The organism is Bradyrhizobium sp. LMG 9283 (genome assembly GCF_045571415.1).
Lineage (GTDB): Bacteria > Pseudomonadota > Alphaproteobacteria > Rhizobiales > Xanthobacteraceae > Bradyrhizobium.
Window position 1 is genome coordinate 6180198 of sequence record NZ_CP120691.1, and the last position, 21574, is coordinate 6201771.

Here is a 21574-nt window from a genome sequence, read left to right on the forward strand (position 1 = left end):
GACGGACTCCTATTCCAGTTGCATGCGAGTGCCCTTGGCGCCGTTGAGCAGGCGCTTGAGGTGAAAGCCGGCGAGCGGATCGTCAGCGTGCATGCCGACCAGTGCGGCAAAGGCCGGCATGGCAGCGGCATCGCCCGCCTCCATCTTGGCGAAAGCCTCTGAATAGAGCGCCGTTTCCGGCGCTTCGAACTTGGCCTGCGGCAACGGTTCGAACGCGCGCAGCGGTTCGCTGCGGCCGCGCAGCATCAGCTCACCCACGGGGCGGCCTTGAAAATTCTCAGCCGCTTCGGCGACGCTGGCGCTGACGCAAATGCGGGTGCCCAGATGTTTGTTGGCGGCTTCGAGACGTGCCGCGATGTTGATGGAGTCGCCATAGGCCGTGTAGTCGAAGAAGCGGTTGCCCCCGAAATTGCCGACCAGCGCCGGCCCGGCGTGAATGCCGATGCGCGTCGTGCCGAAGTTCACACCCTTGGCCTTCTGCCGCGTGCAAAAATCCTGCGCCCAGGCGTCGAGATCATGGGCGCAGGCAACCGCGCGCGTCGCATAGTCCGGCTGATCGCCGGGCGCATTGAACAGCACCTGGATCGCATCGCCGATGATCTTGGCAACGGTCCCCTCGTGCGCGAAGACGATCTCGGTCATCCCGCCGACATATTCGTTGAGAAGCTCGCCCAGCGTCTCCGGAGGCGCGCTTTCGACCAGCGAGGTGAAGCCGGTGATATCCGTGAAGATGGTCGCGACGTTGCGCCACTGCACTTCGATCCCCTCACCCTCGCCACCGGCTGCTAGACGCTTGGCGAGCTCCGGCGAAAAATGACGGGACAGCGCAGCATGGGCGCGCTCTGCCGCCATCTGGCGGCGCCGCACCTCACGCAGCATCTCCACGTGGCGAATGGTTTTATCGATCGTGGCTTCCAGATCGGCAAAATCGATCGGCTTGGTCAGGAAATCGAACGCGCCGCGATTCATGGCTGTGCGGATGTTGCTCATGTCGCCATAAGCAGAGACGATGATGGTCGATTTCTTGTCCTCGGCCTCCTGGAGCTTTGCCAGCAGCGACAGCCCGTCCATCCGCGGCATGTTGATGTCGGAGACCACCATGTCGACATCCGGGTTCTCCTCGAGCGATTCCAGCGCCTCCAGGCCGTCGCGCGCGAAGATGAGCGCGAGCTGCCCATCGCGAATCTGCCTGCGGAATTTCTGCAGGATCAGCGCCTCGAGGTCCGGCTCGTCGTCGACGAAGAGGATGGTCGCAGTCATGCCGCTTGCTCGAGCCTCGTGTCGATCTCCTGCCGCAGCAGCGCAAAGTCGATCGGCTTAGTGAGAAGCCCGACGGCGCCGCGCTCGATCGCCTTGCGGCGCGTCTCCGCGTCGCCATAGGCGGTGATCATGATGACGGGAACGTCGGGATGCGCGGCGCGCACCTTCGGCAGCATGTCGAGCCCGCTCATGCCGGGCATGTTGATATCGGACAGGATCAGGATCAGCGAGGGATCGCGGACCTCGGCGGCCCGTTTGAGCGCATCTGGCGCGGAAGACGCAAATTCCATCTGGAAGCGGCCGGCGCGCAGCTCGCGCCGGAACTGCTGCCGGAACAGCGCTTCGACGTCGGGCTCGTCATCGACGACCAGGATGTAAACGTTCAAGTCTTGCCTCCGGAAGTGCCGACTGCCGCCATCGTGCGCGGCAGCGTGATGATGAATTCGGTGAATACACCGGGTGTGGTGTTCACGTCGATCGTGCCGCCGTGCTGCTTCACGACGATGTCATGGCTCATGGAAAGGCCGAGCCCGGTGCCCTCACCGGCCGGCTTGGTGGTGAAGAAGGGATTGAACATCTTCTCTTTCACTTCGGGCGGAATTCCGATGCCGTTGTCGCGGATCCGGATTTCGACGTTGCCGCCGAAATTCTTCGTCGTAACGCTCAGGGCGGGTTCGAAGGCATCACCCTCGCTCTCCTTGCGCTTGGCAGTGGCATAAAAGCCGTTCGAGATCAGGTTGAGGAAGACGCGCGTGATCTCCTGCGGATAGATATCGATCATGCCGGCAGCGGGGTCGAAATCGCGCTGGAGCGTGACGTTGAAGGCCGGCCTCTCGGCGCGCGCGCCGTGATAGGCCAGATTCAGGCTTTCCTCCACGACCCCGTTGATATCGACAGCGCGATGTTCGCCGGAACCCTGACGCGAATGCAGCAGCATGTTCCTGACGATGGAATCGGCGCGCTTGCCGTGCTGCACCACCTTCTCGAGATTGCCCCTAAGCATGCCGGTCAGCTCGTCAACCTCCTCCTTCGTCTTGCCGTCGAGCGCGGCCGATTTCAGGGTCTCATTGAGCTCGTCGATCAGCTCCGTCGAGACCGCGGAGAAATTGTTGACGAAGTTGAGCGGATTCTTGATCTCGTGGGCGATGCCGGCGGTGAGCTGGCCGAGGGAAGCGAGTTTCTCGGTCTGAATCAAGCGGTCCTGCGCGGTGCGGAGGTCATCAAGCGACTGCGATAGCTCTGTGGTGCGCTCCTGGACCTCCTCAAACAATCGGACATTCTCGATCGCGATCAGGGCCTGATCGGCAAAGGTGGTTGCGAGTTCGATTTGCTTCTCACTGAAGGGGCGCACCATGTGTCGCGTCAAGACGAATACCCCGATTGGGGCACCCTCCCGGAGCAAAGGCACGCCAAGCATTGTACGCACGTTGGAGCGCCTGCGGGCGGACGAGGGTGCAAATTCCGGATCGGCCTGCACATCCGGGACATGGACTGTCTTTCGATCGAGCAGCGTGCGTCCAACCACACTTCCCCGCTCGGGTATGGAAGCGAACGTCCGGAGCTTGTTCTCCTGCTCCGGGCCAAGCCCGCAGCTTGCGGCCAAATAGAAGACTCCATCGCTAGGGCGAAAGATCGTCCCTTCATCGGCGTCACACAAGCGAGCCGCTGACCCGACGAGCGTGTTCAGCACGGCTTGCAGGTCGAACGCCGAACGGCTGATGACTTTCAACACGTCGGCGGTCGCAGTCTGCTGCTGCAGGGCCTCGCTCAACTCCGCTGTGCGCCGTTCGACCTTGTTCTCGAGGTCGGTATAGGATTCCTGCAAGCGCGCGCCCATCTCGTTGAACTGATCGGCGAGGCCTTCGAGCTCGTCGCCGGTCTTGATCGAGATGCGCTGGGAGAAGTCGCCGCCGCCGATCCGCTCGGCGCCGCTGCGCAGCGCCTGGATCGGCCCGACCATGCGCCGCGCCAGGAAAACCCCGGCGAGTACCGCGAAAATCGATGCCGCGAGCAGTACGATCGCGAGCCGCTGCAACGAGGCATAGAGCGAAGCGTAGGCCTCTTCGACAGGAAGCTCCACGAACATGGTCCAGCCCAGCGGCACGATCGGAGCTGAGGCTGTCAGAACCGTCTGACCCTGAATGTTAGTCGCCTCTTGCAATGACTCCGGCATGGTGCCGCCACCGGCCCGGGCACCCTGCACCTGGGCGAGGCCGGACATGTCGGTATTGCGCAGGACGAGGCTGATGTCGGGATGCGCGATCAGGCGTCCTTCCGGACCGACGACGTAAGCGTGACCGTGCTCACCGACCTTGATCTGGGACACGACATCCCAGATCAGCTTGAGATTGACTTCCGCGATGCTGACGCCGGCATCCTTGCGCGCTCCCGCCAACGCCAGTGTCATGTAGGGCTCCGACTCCCGGCGGAAATAGACCGGCCCGTAATAGACCTTGTGCGCGACCGCCTCGGTGAACTTCGGATCGTTCGACAGGTCGATCCCGCTGTCGAGCGCGTCGATCGCCAGCCGCGAGACCCGCAGCCGCTCCTTGCCGGCCGAATCCACCTGGGCTAGCTCGGTGACCGCAGGGACCTGGCGCAGTAGCCGCAGCGCGTCGAACCGGCGCTGCTCGATCGAGCCCGCCGACCACGGCAGTTGCGTGGTCCAGCCGAGCTGGCTCTCGATCTCCTTGACGAACTGACCGATCTTGGCCGCGGCCGCCTCCGCCTGCTCGTGCTGGACCCGGATCAGCGAGGCCTTGTGCTCGCGATAATAAAAGTAGACCTCGAACAAGCCATTGGCCAGCAGCGCGATGGCGACGACGGCCACGAACAGCGCGACATATTTGGCGAAGAGCCGGGTCCTGATTCCGCGGCCCGCCGTTCTGCCGGACACGGCCTCGCCTGTGGCCGCGCTCGGCAGCGTCCCGGCTCGAGGTGCGTCGGGGTGGAGGGAAAGGCTCATCCCGCCGAACCTAGCAAGAAGACCGGATCTTGTCTCTCGCAAGCGCGGCGAAGGGCTTGCCCGGGGCACAACGAAAAAGGGCGGCAGCGGACAACCGCTGCCGCCCTCGGGACCGGTTTGCGTTGCGGCCTCAGGTCGGCCGCAACACCTTTGAGCCAAGGTCGAGTTCGTTGACCTGCTTGTTCCGCTCCGAATCGGCCGCCGCGCGATGGTCGGTCGCCAGCACCACGTAGACTGCCGGCAGCACGAACAGCGTGAACAGCGTGCCGATCGACATGCCGGCGACGACCACGAGGCCGATCGAGAAGCGGCTGGCGGCGCCGGCTCCGGTCGCGGTCAGGAGCGGGATCAGGCCGGTCACCATCGCGGCCGTCGTCATCAGGATCGGCCGCAGGCGGATGCGGGCCGACATCTCGATGGCCGAGCGGCGGTCGAGCCGCTCGTTGACCTGGAGCTCGTTGGCGAACTCCACCATCAGGATGCCGTGCTTGGTGATCAGGCCGACCAGGGTGAGCAGACCGACCTGGGTGTAGATGTTCATGGTCGCTGCGCCGAAGAACAGCGGGATCAGCGCGCCGACGATCGCCATCGGCACCGAGATCATGATGACCAGCGGATCGCGCAAGCTCTCGAACTGCGCGGCCAGCACCAGGAAGATGATGATCAGTGCGAAACCGAAGGTGATCGCGAGCTGATTACCTTCCTGCACGTATTGGCGGCTATCCGCCAGATAGTCGTGGCTGAAGCCCTGCGGCAGCTTCTTGGCCTCGCTTTCGAGGAAGTCGACCGCAGCGCCGACGGTCACACCGGGCATCGGCACGGCCGAGAACGTCGCCGAATTGAGCTGGTTGAAGTGGGTCAGCGAATTCGGGTCGGTCTTGGTCTCGATGGACACCACAGTCGACAGCGGAAGCTGCTGGCCGGTATTGGTCGTCACGTAGTAGCCGCCGAGCGATTCCGGCGACAGCCGCTTGGCGCGCGGCACCTGCGGGATCACCTGATAGGACCGGCCCTCGAGATTGAAGCGGTTGATGTAATTGCCGCCGAGCAGCACCGCGAGCGTAGAGCCGAGGTTCTGCATGTTGACGCCGAGATCCTGCGCCTTGGTGCGGTCGATCGTCACCTTCACGTTCGGTTGGTTGAAGTTGAGATCGCTATCGGAGACGATGAACATGCCGCTCTTGCGCGCGGCGTCCTTCAGCTTCTCCATCTGTTCATAGACCGTCTGGAAGCCGGCGGTGGAATTGATCACCATCTGGATCGGGAGACCGCCCGGCCCGCCCGGCAGCGGCGGCAGGTTGAACGCGAAGGCCTGCACGCCCTCGATCTTGGAGAGCTCGGCCTGCACCAGCGGCTTCAGCTGGATTGACGAGCGCTTGCGCTCGTCCCATGGTTTGAGCAGCATGCCGGCGATGCCGCCCTGCGGGCCGTTGATACCGTTCAGCACGAAGCGCAGATCGGTCTCAGGGAATTTTGCGAATTCCTGGTCGAGCTTATCGCCATAGAAATCGAGATAGTCGATGTTGGCGTATTTCGGCGCCTTGGTCACCGCGAACACGATGCCCTGGTCTTCCTCAGGCGCCAGCTCCTTGGCGGTGTGCATATAGAGGAAGCCGACGAGGCCGAGGATCGTCACCGCGAACAGGCCGGTGATGGCCTTGTAGTCCAGCGAGCGATCGAGCTTGCGCCCGTACCAGCGCGTGATCGCGCCGAACACCCGGTTCACGAGCTTGGCGAAGCGTCCCTCTTCGGTGTTCTTCAGCAGCACCGAGCACATCATCGGCGACAGCGTCAGCGCGATCACGCCCGACACGATCACCGAGCCCGCCAGCGTGAAGGCGAATTCGCGGAACAGCGAACCAGTGAGGCCGCCGAGGAAGCCGATCGGCGCGTACACCGCCGCAAGCGTGATGGTCATGGAGATGACGGGCCCGACGATCTCGCGCGCGCCCTGCAAGGACGCCTGCACAGGCGTCTTGCCCTCCTCCAAATGGCGGTGGATGTTCTCCACCACGACGATGGCGTCGTCGACCACGAGGCCGATCGCGAGCACCATCGCGAGCAGGGTCAGGAGGTTGAAGCTGAAGCCCAACGCCAGCATCAGCGTGCAGACGCCGATCATCGACAGCGGGATGGTGACGACGGGAATGATGACCGAGCGGAGCGAGGCCAGGAACAGGAAGATGACCACGATCACGATGATCACGGCTTCGCCGAGCGTCTTCTCCACCTCGTCGATCGAAGACTGGATGAACTTGGTCGAGTCGTAGGCGACCTTCATCTTCATCGACGGCGGCAAATTGCGCTCGAGCTCGGGGAACAGCGCGCGCACGCCCTTGACCAGCGTCAGCGGATTGCCCTGCGGCGTCGCCTGCACGCCGATGAAGATCGCGTGCTCGCCGTTGAAGGCGACGCTGGCGTCCGTGCTTTGGGCCGCAAGCTCGACGGTGGCGATGTCCTCCATCCGCACAAAGCCGCCGTCCTTGGCCTTGACGATCATCTTTTTGAACTGGTTGACGTCTGTCAGGCCCGTATTCGTCGACACGTTCGAGACGATGAGATAGCCCTTGGTCTGGCCCGCCGCCGATTGGAAGTTGTTGGCGGTGATCGCCGCGGCAACGTCCGCTGGCGAGACGTTGCGGCCGGCCATCTTCACGGGGTCGAGCCACAGCCGCATCGCAAACGTCTGACCGCCGAGAATGTCGGCCGAGGCGACGCCGTCGACGGTCGAGAGCACCGGCTGCACCACGCGCGTCAGATAGTCGGAAATGGCCGAGCCCGACAGCTCCTCGGACGAGAAGCCGAGATACATCACCGCCGTGGTCTGGCCCGTGGTCTTGGTGACGATCGGATCGTTGGACTCCTTCGGGATCAGGTACTTCACCGAGTTCGTCTTTGCGAGCACCTCGGTGAGCGCCTGGTTTGGATCGAAATTCAGCTTGATGTAGACCTGAATCGTCGAGGTGCCGAGCACCGAGGACGAGGTGATGTAGTCGACGCCCTCGGCGGAGGCGACGGCCTGCTCGATCGGCGTGGTGATGAAGCCCTGGATCAGGTCCGCAGACGCGCCGGGATAGACGGTCGTGATGTTGATGACCGTGTTCGACAGTTTCGGATATTGCCGGATCGGCAGCACCATGGCTGCGCGCAGTCCGATCAGCAGGATCAGCAGGCTGACGACGACCGACAGGACCGGACGCTTGATGAAAATATCGGTAAAGGCCATCGCGGCGATCTCGATTTCTATGTCTCAAGAAGCGTGATCCGGCTCGGCCGGATCACGCGAATGTACGTGTCAGTAGCGCGGCGGCTGCGCCGGGATTGCCGGGGTCGGGTCGGTCGAGATCGACACCGGCGCGCCCGATTGCAGCTTGAGCTGACCGACCGCGACGACCTTGTCGCCCGCCTTCAAGCCCTTGACGATTTCGACACGGCCTTCGACCCGGTTGCCGGTCTGCACGAAGGTGCGCACCGCGGAGAGACTGGTCTTGCCGTCCGCTTCCTTCTTCTCGCTGATCACGAACACGGAATCGCCGTAGAGCGTGTAGTCGACCGCGGTTTCCGGCACGGTAATCACCGCCGGTTTGTCCGGGAGAACCACCGTGGTGGTCACGAACATGCCGGGCTTGAGGATCTTCTCCGGATTGGCGATCGTCGCCTGCACGCGGATGTTGCGGGTGTCGGCTGCGATCTGCGGCTCGATCGTGGTGATCTTGCCCTCGAAGGTGCGGCCCGGATAGGCGTCGACCTTGAGCCGGACGGTCTGGCCGACCTTGAGGCTGCCGGAATCCTTTTCCGTCACCGTGAAGTTGGCCCACAGTTCCGACAGGTCGGTCAATGACACGATCGCCGTGCCGGCCGTCAGATACTGGCCGACCTCGACCTTGCGCATGCCGAGATCGCCGGAGAACGGCGCACGCACCAGCTTCTGCGAAATCAGCGCCTCGGTCTTGGCGATGCCCGCCTGTGCCTGGTCGTAAGCGGCCTGCGCCTGGTCGACGGTCGCCTGCGGGCCGAACTGGCGGGAGGCCAGCTGCTTGGCACGGTCGAGCGAGAGTTGCGCGACGGTCGCCTGCGCCTTGTAATTGGCGAGATCGCCCTGCTCGGGCGTGTCGAACAGCTGCACCAGCGGCGTGCCGGCTTCGACATGCGTGCCCGGCTCGAACTTGATTTCGGTGACGCGACCGTTGACGTCGGCGCTGACGTCGACCTGGTGCACCGCGACGAGGCTGCCGACCGCGGTGAGCAGGTTCGGCACCACCTCGGACTTCGCCTCGGCGGCGCTGACGGCCGTCGGCGGCGGCTTGTTGTTGGCGAAGAACTGCTTGATCATCTGGCCGCGGAAATAATTGAACCAGACGAGGCCACCGACGAGCACGGCCAGCAGCGTGCCGACGATGATGAACCAGCGCACCGGCCGGACCGGACGCTTGGGAGCCTTGTTGTCGATCGGTTCGCCCGAAATCTTGTGTTCGGCTACGATGTTCATGTCATGCACTTTCTGCAATCGCCGCCTTGCGGGCATCTGCGGCCTGATCGTGGCCCAGATGCGAAGCAATTGCGGCGTCGTTAAGTCCGATACCTCTCAGGAGAAACTCACAGAGCTGCCGCTCGAGGTCGCCAACCTTGCCGTATGCGAGGCAGGGCGTGGCCGGCAGCCTGGTTAGCGCAGCCGTCATCACCGTGTGATGTGCAAACCAGAACAGGTTGAGCGGATCGCCGCTGAATGGCCGCGCGTCACCGCTGGCGACCGCACGCTCGAGCGAGGCGACGAAGACCGCCCCGATCAGCTTCTCGATCTTGGCATATAGCAGACGGGCGAATTCGCCATCGTCCAAATGACTCGTGGCCATCAGTCGCAGGCGCTGCGCCTCCTCCTGGTCGGGCCCGTCAACGATCTCGAGGAAATGCTCGACCATGCCACGGATCAATTCGACCAGGGTGGCGGTCGACGGCTCGCGCTCGAGCAGCTCCATCAACGCCGGATCTGCCTCGCATTCGTCGCTGAGGATTTCAGCGTAGAGCGCCGCCTTGGACGGGAAATGCTTGAACAGCAGCGCTTCGGAAATGGCAGCGGCGGCCGCCACGCTCTTCGTCGTGGTGCCGTTGTAGCCGTGTCGGGCAAAGCAGCGTTTTGCGGCGCCGAGGATCAACTGACGCCTCAGGTCGCTCGTCATGCGTAATGAGCTCATGGCGGGTGAGTAAGCACTCACCCACGCAGAAGTCAAGCACTATGTTGCACCGCAACCTGCATGCGGCGTGAAATTAGTGGAATATGATCCAGCCTGCACGGCCCGCGTGCAGAACATCGGCGAATGGGGCAGACCACCTAAATCGGCTGAAAGCCCAGGTCGGCGCGGATCCGGTTGACGATGTAGGTCCCATCCCGGGTCGGCAGAATTCGCTCCAGATTGGCGCTGTCGATCTTCACATTGGCAAAGCGCGGGCCGGCCGAGACATCGTGGACGGCTTTGGCGAAGGCCTCGACCTCGGCCATGGTCGTGACGGCCCGGCTGTCGTCGATGCCGCAGGCCTTGGCAACGCCGACGAGGTCGGCGGCGGCCGAGGTGTGACTGGTCTGGCCGCCGGTCTCGCCATAGGCCTCATTGTCGAGCACGGCGATCGAGAGATTGGCCGGCTTCTGCAGCCCGATAGTGGCAAGGCTGCCCAAGCCCATCAGCATCTCGCCGTCGCCGGTGATGACCAGCACCGGCAGTTTCGGCTGCGCCAGCGCGAGTCCGAGCCCGATCATCGCCGCGCCGCCCATGCCGCCCCAGAGATAGAAGTTGCGGGCGTGGTCGCCGGCCGCGCACATGTCGTTGGTGGAGGCACCGAGGCCCCCGATCGCAACGACGTCTTTGCGGTTCGCAAGCAGGGTGGAGACCACCTGACGGCGGTCGAGGAGATTGGCCTTGCTCATTTGGTGAAAACCTTGGCGCCGATCAGGCGCTGCGACAGGAGGACGGCGGTGGGTGTGAGCGCGTTGTAGGCCTGGGCGGCGGCCGCTTCGAGCACCGCCGGCACCTCGGCTGCGTGCGAGGCGCGCAGCACCTGGACGCCCGAGAGCTCGAACACGCCTTGCGTGGTCGAGCCCATCGGCACCTGCCACGGATTGAACTCGCCCCACTCGCCGCGCATGGTCACCAGCGTGAGGAACGGAAAGCGCAGGATCGGAATCAGCGACAGCATGTTGATGCAATTGCCGACGCCGCTCGACTGCATCAGCAGCACGCCGCGCTGGCCGCCGGCCCAGGCGCCGGCGAGAAGCGCCACGCCCTCCTCCTCGGTCGTCAGCGCAATGCCACGCATGGTGGAGGAGTCCAGCACGCGCTGGATCAGCTTCGAATGACCGGCGTCAGGCACGTAAGGCACCTGTCGCACGTCGAAGCGTTGCAAAGTCGCGAAGATATCGTCGGGCCAGTTCGGCGCCGTGTCGGCAGCGTCAGCGCGTGCGTGCATTTTCCTGTCCGGTCGGCTAGCAAGGTGTAAAGACTGTAGACGCATGCATGCGCCGACCAGAACAACAAAAACGGCATAACGGCTTTAACCGGCGAGTATAACGGGATGAACGCAGATGCGAAGGCGCTGGCGGCAAGCTTCGATCTCGAGAAGCTGACGCCGGAATTCTACGAGAACCCCTATCCGACTTATCGTGCGCTGCGGGAGAACGAGCCGGTCAAGCGCCTGCCGAACGGGACCGTGTTCCTGACCCGCTATGACGATCTCGTCACCACCTACAAAAACACGAAATCGTTCAGCTCGGACAAGAAGCGCGAGTTCGCACCGAAATACGGCGACACACCCCTCTACGAGCACCATACCACCAGCCTCGTCTTCAACGACCCGCCCGCTCATACCCGGGTGCGCCGCCTGATCATGGGCGCGCTGTCGCCGCGCGCGATCGCGGGGATGGAGACTGATCTCATCAAGCTGGTCGATGGCCTGCTCGATGCCATCGCGGCCAAGGGCCGTTGCGAGCTGATCGAGGATTTCGCCGCATCGATTCCCATTGAAGTGATCGGCAATCTGCTCGACGTGCCCCATGACGAGCGCGGGCCGCTGCGCGACTGGTCGCTGGCGATCCTTGGCGCGCTCGAACCCGTGGTGTCGCCTGACGTGGCTGCGCGCGGCAACAGGGCGGTGACGGACTTCCTCGCCTATCTCGAAACGCTGGTCGCACGGCGGCGCGCAAAGCCGGGCAATCCCGAGCGCGACGTGCTGACGCGGCTCATCCAAGGAGAAGGCAATGGCGAGGAGAACGGCGAGCGGCTGACCGAGAAGGAGCTGCTGCACAATTGCATCTTCCTGCTCAATGCCGGCCACGAGACCACGACGAACCTGATCGGCAACGGCCTCGTCGCGCTCGACCGTCATCCAGATCAGAAGCAGCGCTTGATCGACAACCCCGACATGATCAAGACCGCCGTCGAGGAGATGCTGCGCTACGAGAGCTCCAACCAGCTCGGCAACCGCATGACCACCGAGAAGGTCGAGCTCGGTGGCGTCATGCTCGAGGCCCGCACGTCGGTGACGCTGTGCATCGGCGCGGCCAACCGCGATCCCGCGCAGTTTCCCGACCCCGAGCGCTTCGACATCGCGCGCACGCCGAACCGGCACCTCGCCTTCGCCACAGGCGCGCATCAATGCGCCGGCATGGCGCTGGCGCGGCTGGAAGGGGCGATTGCGATCTCGCGCTTCCTGGCGCGCTTCCCGAACTATGCCGTCAGCGGGCAGCCGGTGCGGGGCGGACGGGTGCGGTTTCGTGGGTTTTTGAGCGTGCCTTGCTCGATCGGGTGAGGGGCGAAAGCAAAAATGTCGAAAACAACCCCATGCACAGTAGAGGCCGGGTCGACGAACGGGGCGCTGCGGTTCGGCAGAACTATCTGACATCAAGGATAAATCGGGCCGCACCACGCCATTGGTGCATGCAGGCTTCCAAGGAGGCAGGTTGATACCCAAATCAAGCTGAAGGCCGCCGGTGCAGTCGGTTGACGCCCCCGCGCGCGGCAATGGAGTGACGACAGATGAGCTCGTCGGTCATTGATTTCATCGCAACGGAAGCACGCTTTGGGGCCCGCAATTACGAGCCGATCGGGGTCGTCCTGTCGCGCGGCGAAGGTGTCTGGGTCTGGGACACCGAAGGCAACCGTTATCTCGACTGCCTCTCGGCCTATTCGGCGGTCAGCCAGGGCCATTGCCACCCCAAGATCCTGGCGGCAATGGTCGAGCAGGCGCACAGGCTGACGCTCACCTCGCGGGCCTTCCACAACGACCAGCTTGCCCTGTTCTACGAGGAGATCGCGGCGCTCACCGGTTCCCACAAGGTGCTGCCGATGAACAGCGGCGCGGAGGCGGTCGAAAGCGCGATCAAGTCGGTGCGCAAATGGGGCTATGAGGTGAAGGGCGTACCGGACGGTCAGGCCGAGATCATCGTCTGCGCCAACAATTTCCACGGACGCACGCTGGGCATAGTCGGCTTTTCGACCGACCCCGAGACACACGGACACTTCGGGCCGTTCGCGCCGGGCTTCAAGATCATCCCGTTCGGCGACGCCGCGGCGCTGGAGGAGGCAATTACCCCGAACACCGTCGCCTTCCTGGTCGAGCCGATCCAGGGCGAAGCCGGTGTCGTCATTCCTCCAGCCGGCTATTTCACAGAGGTCCGGGAGCTCTGCACCGCCAACAACGTGATGCTGGTGCTCGACGAGATCCAGACCGGGCTCGGCCGCACCGGCAAGCTGCTCGCCGAGCAGCACGAGGGGATCGAGGCGGACGTGACGCTGCTCGGCAAGGCCCTGTCCGGCGGCTTCTATCCGGTGTCGGCGGTGCTCTCGAACAACGACGTGCTCGGGACTTTGAGACCCGGGCAGCATGGTTCGACCTTCGGCGGCAACCCGCTTGCCTGCGCCGTGGCGCGCGCTGCGATCCGCGTGCTGGTCGAGGAAGGCATGATCGAGAACGCGGCGAGGCAGGGCGCGCGCTTTCTGGAAGGCTTGAAAGACATCCGCGCCAATACGATCCGCGAGGTGCGCGGGCGCGGCTTGATGCTGGCGGTCGAGCTGCATCCCGAGGCTGGCCGCGCTCGCCGCTACTGCGAGGCGCTTCAGGGCAAGGGCATCCTCGCCAAGGATACCCATGAGCAAACGATCCGCATCGCTCCGCCGCTGGTGATCACAAGCGACCAGGTCGACTGGGCGCTGGAGCGGCTCGCCAGCACCCTGACGCAGGATCTCTCTTGAGACTGCCTGCGTCGGAAGATCGCAATGGCGGCCGCGCCTACGACAATTGGCGGCCCGGCCAGAACCGGACTCGTGCAGGGCAGCAAATAGTGACGATGGTCCTAAGGCAAGACTCTGCATGATCCCGGCAACCGGATGAACGGGGTGCGTGGAACCTATCGGAGCGACGGACGTTTTTGTCCACGAATGAGCAGCGCCGTGCCCGGCGCAGCAAGCGCCGAGGCCGGAGGCGCAGAGCTGCGCGGATCGGAGAAGTGCTCATGAGACTCACTCTTTCAGTCATCAAAGCTGACGTTGGCTCCATTGGCGGGCACACGAAACCGTCTTCACGCATGATCGCGACTGTCGAGGGCGAGGTTGCCAAGGCGATCTGCAATGGTCTGCTGATCGACGGCTTCATCTGCCACACCGGCGACGACATTGCGATCATCATGACGCACACACGGGGTGAAGGAAGCTCCGAGGTCCATCAACTCGCCTGGAAGACGTTCCTCGCGGCCACCTCGGTCGCGAAGACCTCCGGGCTCTATGGCGCTGGCCAGGATCTTCTCGCCGACGCGCCTTCCGGGAACATTCGCGGCGCCGGCCCAGGCGTCGCCGAGCTCAGCTTCGACCACAGCCTCTCCAGCGTGCGACCCGCGGAGTCCTTTATGGTGTTCGCGGCCGACAAATGCGGCCCCGGCGCCTACAACCTGCCGCTCTATCTCGCCTTTGCCGACCCCATGTACTGCGCTGGGCTGATGCTGCCTCCGATGATCAAGGGATTCCGTTTCCATATCATCGACATGGACAACACGGCCGGCGACAGCCTACTCGAGCTCGACGCACCCGCCGACAGCTACCACATTGCCGCCCTGCTTCGCGACAACGAGCGCTTTGGCATCGATCGCATCATTTCTCGAACCCATGGCGAGGTCGTCGTGGCCGTTTCGGCACAGCGCCTCCACGCGATCGCAGGCAAGTACACCGGCAAGGATGATCCAGTCGCGATCGTCAGGAACCAGGGGATTTTCCCAGCTCCGGAGGAAATAATCTCGCCGTTCGCCAAAGCGCATTTCGTGGGCGGCGATGCACGCGGCTCGCATGTGATGCCGCTCATGCCGGTGCCACTCAACACCCCCGTTACCGGCATGTACTGCCTGCCGATCGTTTCTTGCGTCGGCTTTTCGATCGACAGGGAAGGCCGGTTTGCCGAGTCCTACACCGATTTCTTCGACAACCCGGCGTGGGATGAAGTCCGCCGGCGCGCCCAGCGCAAGGCCATCGAGATGCGCAGCCAAGGTTGGTCTGGCGCCGCCATGCTGCCCTATTCCGAACTGGAATATGGCGGCTTCCGCGACACCGTGTCCGGACTGCTGAAGCGTTTTCGACTGCGCGACGACCGCAAACCGGAAGCGGCCGAGTAGCGACCGCCTTCAATCAGAAGCTGGAGCGACGTTCACCGTTCAATCGACAGATGCAGGCGCTATGACGACATGCCTATCCGGGAGGTGGATATGGCCAAAAAACGCATCGGCATTCTCACGGGCGGCGGCGACGTCGCCGGCCTCAATGCAGTCATCAAGAGCGTGACTTATCGCGGCAGTGAGGACGACATCGAGGTTGTCGGCCTGCGCCGTGGTTGGGAGGCCCTCACGCACCTGAACCTCGAGGACCCAAACAGCAGGTCCCACTACGTCATCCCGCTGAACCGTGAAAACACTCGAACGATCGACCGGCGCGGCGGCACCGTGCTGCACTCGAGTCGCGTCAATCCCTCCAAAATACAAAAGCTGCCCAATCATCTCGTCGGCGATGAGGTTCCGGTCTCGCTGAGCACCAACGGCGGCATCGCGACAAAGACGTGGGACCTCACCAGCCGGGTGCTCGCTAACCTTTCGGGACTTGGCATCGAGCAACTGATCGCCATCGGCGGCGACGACACGCTCAGTTATGCGGCCAAGCTCAACGAACTCGGCGTCAAGATCATCGCCATCCCGAAGACGATGGATAATGACGTCCGCAACACCGAGTACTGCATCGGCTTCTCGACCGCGATCACCCGCGCCAGCGATGCCATCCAGCGGCAGCGCACTACCGTCGGCTCGCATGAGCGAATTGGCATTTTCCGCGTCTTTGGCCGCGATGCCGGATTTACGGCACTCTACACCGCTTATGCGACCTCGATACGATGCGTCATACCGGAGTACAAGGTCGACCTCGACAAGCTGATCCGGTTGCTCATCGAGGACAAGCGCGCCAATCCAAGCAACTACGCGCTGATCGTGCTCAGCGAGGGGGCTCAGTGGGAAGGCTACAAGCTGCGGGAATACGGCGAGCCTGACGCCTACGGTCACCGCAAGAAGGCCAACGTGGCGGAATCGCTTGCCGACGAGATCAAGCAGCGCACCGGCGAGGAGACGATCATCTCCGATCTCACCTACGATTTACGATCGGGCGATCCGGACTTCATCGACAAGCTTGTGGCCCTGACTTTCGGTAACATGGCCTACGATGCCATGCTGGAAAGCAAGACCGGCCTCATGTCGGCGCTGGTCGAGGGCCGTTACGACCTCGTGCCCATCCCTGACGCCAAGCTCGGTCCGCGCAAATTGGACGTTGCGAGCAGCTACAACACGGAGCGCTACCGCCCCATCTACGCCAACAAGCAGGGGCTGCCGATCTTTCTCAACCGCGCGTCCTAGCGTGCCGACTGGGCGCTGGAGCGGCTCGCCACCACCCTGACGCAGGATTTCTCTTGAGACGCCTGCGTCGGAAGATCGCAATGCCGGTCGTGGCCGAGAACGAACGATTCCGCCAGCTGTGCGTTGAATGTCGTGGGCGATTACGAGCTGGGAGCTACAATCATGCTTCCGCGTGGCGTTTGCCTGACGGCTGTTTTCGTTGGTGTCTCGATGCTGACGGCGAGCATCACAGCGTTCGCCCAAGGACCCGGGCAGGGACATGGAAGGGGCGGGCCACCGGGTCCAGCCGCAGCGCCGGCAGCGCGGCCAGCAGCACCACCACCGGCTATGGCCCGTCCGGCGGCGCCGCCAGCCATGGCACGTCCCGCCGCGCCGGCGTTCCATCCCCCGGCGGCGGCGCAGCGGCCGGCCATGGCGCCGCACCATGCGGCGCCTCGCATGGCCTCACCGCCGCCGCGCCCAGCCCCACACGTCGCTGCGCCGCCGCCGCGGGCGGCGCCGCACGTCGCGGCACCGCGACCTGAATTTCATCGGGCGCCGGCAGCTCCGCAACGGCCGGCGATGGCACCGCGGCCGACGCCGCATATCGCCGCCCCCTCGCGCCCAAGTGCACCCCCGGCCGTGAGCGAGCGAGCGGGACCGCCGCGCGAGACGCTTTCGCGCCAATCCGCGGAACGCCAAGGCCGCATCGACCGCTTGCAGCAGCGCGTGCAGCAATTGCAATCGCAGAAGCCGGAAGGCGCAAGGGCGCAACAGGAACAGCAGCGGTTGCTGCAGTCGCAGAGCCGCCTGCTTGAGCGCGAGCAACGCATGCAACAGCGCTCGCAGCAGGTCGAGCAGCGGCAGCGCGAGATGCTGTCGCGCCAGACCGCGGAGCGTCAGACCCGCATCGAACGCCTCCAGCAGCGCGTGCAGCAATTGCAGTCGCAAAAGCCGGAAGCCGTGCGGGAGCAACGCCTGCAGCAACGCATGCTCCAGACCCAGAACCGCTTGCTTGACCGTGAGCAGCGCGCGCAGCAGATTGACTTGGCGCGCCAGCAGCGGCTTGGGCTCCAGGCTCCGGCCGGGCGGACGCCGGCGGCTGCGGCCGCCGTGGAGGCCGCCCAGCGCGGCCGGTTCGCGGAGCGGTTCCGCGAGCAGGCGACGGCGCAGACCCAAGCGGCGTTCCTTACCCGCGAGAGCGGCTGGGCTCCCCGACAGGCCTGGCGTCACCGCCATCCCGCGGTGTTCGTTGCGTGGCTTGGGCCGGTGTTCTGGCCTTACGCCTATTCCGACATCTTCAACTACACGTTCTGGTCCTATGCCTACGAGCCTGGCTATTGGGCCTACGCGTATGACGATTTCGTCGATACCGTGTTCTGGGGTGGGGACGGCCCCTATTCTGCCTATGCCAGCATCGACCGCTCTGACTATCCGCAAGCCGGCGGCGGCCGCGCGCGTCCGCGCGCCAGCGTGAGCCCGCAGACGCTGCAGCAATTGTGCGGCACACCCGACAAGGGCGTGACCGCCTGGCCGCTCGACGATATCGCGCGAGCGGTGCAGCCGACACCGGAGCAACGCGCACTGCTCGACGAGCTGAAAACCGCGGCGACCAATGCTGCCGCCGTGTTCAAGGACTCCTGTGCGGAGACTTATGCAATGACTCCCCCTGGCCGCCTGCGCGCGATGATGAATCGCATCAGCGCGACGCTGGAGGCCGTCAAGATCGTGCGACCAGCCCTGGAGAATTTCTATAACTCGCTCAGCGACGAACAGCAGGCCCGCTTCAACGCGCTCGGACCCAATGTCGGCGACCGTTCGTCCCAGCAGCAGGAAGCGAGTAGCGAGGGCTGCGGCGATCCAAAGTCCGGCCTGACCCAGTTGCCGATCGAACGCATCGACGCCGTTGTCCGCCCGGCAGGCAGGCAGAAGGATGCGCTCGAGCGCTTGGACGAAGCGACGAAACAGGCAGTCGCAGCACTGCAAGCCGTCTGCCCGGACAGTGTGCCGTTGACACCAGTCGGACGCCTGGAAGCCATGGGGGATCGTCTCCAAGCCATGCTCGCCGCCGCCAAGCTGGTGCAACCCGCATTGGACGAGTTCTACGCGACGCTGAGCAGCGAACAGAAGGCCCGCTTCAACACGCTATCCCAGACGGCAAGCCGGTGAGGGCAGCGTCGCGTTCTCTCGTTGCAACTTGTGCAAGGGCCGAACGACGCCGGGTGATGCAGTCGTCCTGCTTCAAAACTCGACGAGACCATGTATGTGTCCGCCGCAGCTCTCTGTGAGAGAGCAGCGGCAAACGACAGCCTCGCTCTGACCTCATACGGAAATCATCTTCCGCCCAGCATCATTCAGGGTTTGTGATCGCTTGAGGCTGCTCGATCTCGTTCGATGCAATGGCGTTGCAAAGTCGGAAGTGAGACGACAACTCGAGATCAGCCAGATGATCCCAGTATTCCGCTTCAGCCAGCAGCTTCCATTTGTTCATGCTGTTGTACGCGGCCTGTTGGCGGCACAGTGAGCTCATCGCACGCAAGCGTCGCACTTTCTCCACTGCAAACCTCCCTTCGCGCCTGCTTGTTGCAAGCGCATCTGTGTTGTCACAGCTTCGCAGATCGAATTGACGAGTGATAGTCCGGTGTTTGACGGTGAATCGCTGATAGCGCAATCGTCTGACTTTTCACCGTTTGATGTGAAACTAGGAGGGTGGACTCATTGAAGCGCAGCCATAGCCTGAGCAGGCGCGTTACGCTCGCGGGCCGACTTGCGACGGCTTAACCCTTTAGATTCCGAATCCCAGCTAGGCAGAGCCATGGCGTCGTCTACCAAGACGCTCCACGTCAGCTTTGTGCAATGTCGCGGCACCCCGTACGAGGTCGGCCGCGCCCAGGCGGATGCCTTGCCGCGACGCGCAAGGGAAAAGCATTTCTCAGGAAACGGCTGAGGCTGCCGTGGTGGCTCAACATTCGCACAGAGGAACGGGCTTTCAGAGCCTATGCACCGGCGTTGTGGGAAGAGATCGGCGGCAAAGCTCGCCAACCTTGTCACGCCGATCACAACAATGGCCCCGACGGTTGCACGTCGGGGCCATTCAAGATCAACAGGCCTGGGTACATCCGCCGTGCCTACTGATCGTTGATACCACTGCTCACCACATATGATCTGGCACAGACTTTGGCGAGGCTGCGGCATCGGGATGATGATATTCTGCCTGAAAGCTGATGGAAGTCCACCTCATCATTGGTGATACCCCCCAACCAGCTCGTTGCTTCGCCAGCGCCCCGACGGGCCATGGGGCCGCACTCGTGGTAACTCTACACCACCGTCTTGTGCCGCTCGATACAAGTGCGCAGCACCTCGGCCATCGACTTGCCCCACCAGTCGTTGGAGAAGATTTCGATCTCGGAATAGCCGGCAAAGCCCTGGGCTTCGACCGCCTCACGCACCGATTTGATGTCGATGACGCCGTCGCCCATCATGCCGCGATCGTTGAGGATGTCCTTGGTCGGCACCAGCCAGTCGCAGACATGGAAGGCGAGCAGGCGATCCTGGCCGGCGCGTGCGATCTGGTCCATCAGATCCGGATCCCACCAGATGTGATAGACGTCGAGCGCGACGCCGAGCATGCCGCTACGATCAGGATCGAGCCGGTCGCAGATGTCGAGCGCCTGCTTCGTGGTGTTCACACAGGCCCGGTCGGCCGCATAGGCCGGATGCAGCGGCTCGATGGCCAGCGGCAGCTTTGCCTGTTTGGCATAGTCGAGCATGTCGGCGAGGGCTTCCTCGACCTGCCCGCGCGCCGCCACGATGTCCTTCGAGGCCTCGCTGCCCGGCCGCGAATATTGCGGCAGGCCGCCGACGACGAGGACGATGCAGGGCGCGTCCAGCGCCTTGGCTTCGTCGACGCAGCGGCGGTTGTCGTCGCGCACCTCGCCCCGGCGCGAGGCGTCCGAGGTGAACATGCCACCCCGGCAATAGCCCGACAATTCAAGGCCGGCCTCGCGCACCGCGCGCGCGGCGCGGTCGAGACCGACAGCCGCGACCTGGTCACGCCAGGGATCGATGGCGCGGATGCCATGCTTTGCGCAGGCATCGATGATCTCGACGAGATCTCCCTGCTTGCGGACGGTCGCCGTGTTCAGCGACAGCCAGCGGTGGTCGGACGAAAAGTCGCGCATCAGGTTTCGATACCGTGGGTGGCGAGCACGGTCTTCATCCGCTGCGTCGCGAGTTCGGGGTTGGCGAGCAAGCCGGCCTTGTCAGCGAGACGGAACAGCTCGGCCAGATGCAGCGTCGAGCGCGTACTCTCCTGTCCCCCGACCATGGTGAAATGATCCTGGTGTCCGTTGAGATAGGCCATGAACACGACGCCGGTCTTGTAGAACCGCGTCGGCGCCTTGAAGATGTGACGCGACAGCGGCACCGTCGGCCCCAGCACGTCGTGGAAGCCAGCCTCGTCGCCCGCGGCCAGCCGAGACAGCGCATAGGACGCCGCCGGCGCAATCGCATCGAAGATGCCAAGCAGCGCGTGCGAAAAGCCCTGGCTATCGCCGGCGATCAGCTCCGCATAGTTGAAGTCGTCGCCGGTGTACATCTTGATGCGCTTGTCGAGGCGCCGGCGCATGTCGATCTCGCGCTGCTTGTCGAGCAGCGAGACCTTGACTCCGTCGACCTTGGCGGCATTGCCGTTGATGATGGCGACTGCCGTGTCCATCGCTTTATCGAGATCCTTGGTGCCCCAATAGCCGGTCAGCGCCGGATCGAACATGTCGCCGAGCCAGTGGATGATCACGGGCTCACGGACCTGCGAGAGCACGCGATCGTAGACCTTGGCGTAGTCGTCGGCGTTGCGACCGAGCTTGGCGAGCGCCCGCGAGGCCATCAGGATGATGCGGCCGCCGACCTTCTCGACCGCCGAGATCTGCTCCTCATAGGCGCGGATCACGTCGTCGATGGTCTTGGCATCCTCGACCGCGAGATGATCGGTGCCCGCGCCGGAGAACACCAGCGCATTGCGGCGCTTGGCGGCGCCGACCGAGCGCGTGATCAGCTCCAGCGAGGTCGGCCAGTCCAGGCCCATGCCGCGCTGCGCGGTGTCCATGGCTTCGGCAACGCCGAGGCCGAGGTCCCAGACGTGCTCGCGGAAGGCGATGGTCTTGTCCCAGTCGACGGCCACCGAAAGCCAGGGATCATTGTCGGCGAAGGGATCGGCGACCGTGTGCACGGCCGAGAAGGCAATGCGGTTCAGCGGTCCCTCGAGCTTTGCGGGAAATGTGCGCGAAGCCGCAAGCCGGTAGGTCTCGATGGACCGATCGGCCTTCGGCAGTTTTAGCGACAATGACGACATTGAAGGGACAGGCTGGACGGGCTTGTTCATTTTAGTCCTTTCTTGTCGTTGCGAGGAGCGAAGCGACGAAGCAATCCAGAGTCCTTCCGCGGAGACA

Annotated in this window: 16 protein-coding genes; 5 read left to right on the plus strand and 11 right to left on the minus strand. The window is 63.8% G+C overall.

The window, feature by feature from the left end:
- Positions 1-9 precede the first annotated feature (9 nt).
- The 8 genes from P6U29_RS29145 to P6U29_RS29180 all read right to left on the minus strand — a co-directional run bounded on the left by P6U29_RS29145 (position 10) and on the right by P6U29_RS29180 (position 10684).
- Positions 10-1260, minus strand: coding sequence for an adenylate/guanylate cyclase domain-containing protein (locus P6U29_RS29145; RefSeq protein ID WP_407113801.1), 1251 nt, complete (start codon positions 1258-1260; stop codon positions 10-12).
- Positions 1257-1646: a response regulator gene (locus P6U29_RS29150; protein WP_018315558.1), complete on the minus strand. Its 390-nt coding sequence runs from the start codon at positions 1644-1646 to the stop codon at positions 1257-1259. Before P6U29_RS29150 ends, P6U29_RS29145 begins: the two co-directional genes overlap by 4 nt.
- Entirely contained in the window at positions 1643-4225 is a 2583-nt protein-coding gene (locus P6U29_RS29155; RefSeq protein ID WP_407113804.1) for an ATP-binding protein, read from the minus strand. The genes P6U29_RS29150 and P6U29_RS29155 overlap by 4 nt, the downstream gene beginning before the upstream one ends.
- Before the next feature lie 130 nt (positions 4226-4355).
- Complete coding sequence (locus P6U29_RS29160) at positions 4356-7451, minus strand: MexW/MexI family multidrug efflux RND transporter permease subunit (RefSeq protein ID WP_407113806.1); 3096 nt, start codon at positions 7449-7451, stop codon at positions 4356-4358.
- A gap of 69 nt (positions 7452-7520) precedes the next feature.
- Entirely contained in the window at positions 7521-8714 is a 1194-nt protein-coding gene (locus tag P6U29_RS29165) for an efflux RND transporter periplasmic adaptor subunit (protein ID WP_407113808.1), read from the minus strand.
- 1 nt (position 8715) lies between these two features.
- Positions 8716-9417: a TetR/AcrR family transcriptional regulator gene (locus P6U29_RS29170; RefSeq protein WP_407113810.1), complete on the minus strand. Its 702-nt coding sequence runs from the start codon at positions 9415-9417 to the stop codon at positions 8716-8718.
- Positions 9418-9554: 137 nt separating this feature from the next.
- Positions 9555-10145, minus strand: coding sequence for a thiamine pyrophosphate-dependent enzyme (locus P6U29_RS29175; RefSeq protein ID WP_407113812.1), 591 nt, complete (start codon positions 10143-10145; stop codon positions 9555-9557).
- Positions 10142-10684, minus strand: a complete 543-nt coding sequence (locus P6U29_RS29180; RefSeq protein ID WP_407113814.1) for a phosphonopyruvate decarboxylase — start codon at positions 10682-10684, stop codon at positions 10142-10144. The genes P6U29_RS29175 and P6U29_RS29180 overlap by 4 nt, the downstream gene beginning before the upstream one ends.
- A 105-nt stretch (positions 10685-10789) precedes the next feature.
- Between P6U29_RS29180 and P6U29_RS29185 the strand changes: the two genes are divergently transcribed.
- The 5 genes from P6U29_RS29185 (at position 10790) to P6U29_RS29205 (ending at position 18296) form a co-directional block, all read left to right on the plus strand.
- Positions 10790-12022 carry a cytochrome P450 gene (locus P6U29_RS29185; protein ID WP_407113816.1) on the plus strand — a complete coding sequence of 411 codons (1233 nt, stop codon included), beginning with the start codon at positions 10790-10792 and terminating at the stop codon, positions 12020-12022.
- A 227-nt stretch (positions 12023-12249) separates the two neighbouring features.
- Positions 12250-13464 carry an ornithine--oxo-acid transaminase gene (gene rocD / locus P6U29_RS29190; RefSeq protein ID WP_407113817.1) on the plus strand — a complete coding sequence of 405 codons (1215 nt, stop codon included), beginning with the start codon at positions 12250-12252 and terminating at the stop codon, positions 13462-13464.
- 260 nt (positions 13465-13724) lie between these two features.
- A complete protein-coding gene (locus P6U29_RS29195; RefSeq protein WP_407113819.1) occupies positions 13725-14870 on the plus strand; it encodes a fructose-1,6-bisphosphatase in 1146 nt (381 codons plus the stop codon).
- Between the two features lie 90 nt (positions 14871-14960).
- Entirely contained in the window at positions 14961-16148 is a 1188-nt protein-coding gene (locus tag P6U29_RS29200) for a 6-phosphofructokinase (RefSeq protein WP_407113821.1), read from the plus strand.
- A gap of 621 nt (positions 16149-16769) precedes the next feature.
- On the plus strand, positions 16770-18296 hold the full coding sequence (locus P6U29_RS29205; protein WP_407113823.1) for a Spy/CpxP family protein refolding chaperone: 1527 nt from the start codon (positions 16770-16772) through the stop codon (positions 18294-18296).
- A gap of 181 nt (positions 18297-18477) precedes the next feature.
- Here P6U29_RS29205 and P6U29_RS29210 read toward each other — a convergent pair whose 3' ends face one another.
- The 3 genes from P6U29_RS29210 to P6U29_RS29220 form a co-directional block, all read right to left on the minus strand.
- Positions 18478-18684, minus strand: coding sequence for a hypothetical protein (locus P6U29_RS29210; protein WP_407113824.1), 207 nt, complete (start codon positions 18682-18684; stop codon positions 18478-18480).
- 760 nt (positions 18685-19444) lie between these two features.
- Positions 19445-20308: a sugar phosphate isomerase/epimerase family protein gene (locus tag P6U29_RS29215; RefSeq protein ID WP_407113826.1), complete on the minus strand. Its 864-nt coding sequence runs from the start codon at positions 20306-20308 to the stop codon at positions 19445-19447.
- Positions 20308-21507: a dihydrodipicolinate synthase family protein gene (locus P6U29_RS29220; RefSeq protein ID WP_407113827.1), complete on the minus strand. Its 1200-nt coding sequence runs from the start codon at positions 21505-21507 to the stop codon at positions 20308-20310. The genes P6U29_RS29215 and P6U29_RS29220 overlap by 1 nt, the downstream gene beginning before the upstream one ends.
- Between the last annotated feature and the right edge of the window lie 67 nt (positions 21508-21574).